This is a genomic window from Nitratireductor luteus, from assembly GCF_026162365.1.
Lineage (GTDB): Bacteria > Pseudomonadota > Alphaproteobacteria > Rhizobiales > Rhizobiaceae > Chelativorans > Chelativorans luteus.
The window spans coordinates 1-476 of sequence record NZ_JAOANW010000011.1; the positions used below are offsets into that span (position 1 = coordinate 1).

At 65.8% G+C, this 476-nt stretch carries 1 pseudogene; it reads left to right on the forward strand.

Annotated elements, in window-relative coordinates:
• Window positions 1-476: pseudogene (locus tag N1058_RS16500) on the forward strand (TonB-dependent receptor); the annotation flags it as partial.

Sequence of the window (476 nt, forward strand, 5' to 3'; positions counted from 1 at the left end):
CCCAGACCTCGTTCGCCGACACCGACTATGTCGAAGCCTCCCTCGGCTATGCCTACCGCCCGGTCGACAACGACCGCCTCAACGCACTGTTCAAATACACCTGGCTCTACGACCTGCCGGGCAACAATCAGCTCATCTCGGGCGCCACCAGCGACCTCTTCGCCCCCGCCCAGCGCAGCCACATCCTGTCGGTCGACGCCATCTACGACCTCACCCCGTGGCTGTCGGTGGGCGGCAAATACGGCTTCCGCACCGGCGAGGTGAAGTACCGCGCCGGCGCCGGCTTCGAGGACGAATGGCAGAAGTCCTCCGCCCATCTCGGCATCCTGCGCGCCGACCTGCACGTCATCAGGAAATGGGATGTCCTGCTCGAGGGCCGTGTCATGCACATGCCCGAGGCCGACACCACCGACTACGGCGCCCTCGTCGCCCTCTACCGCCATGTCGGCGACAACTTCAAGGTCGGCCTCGGCTAC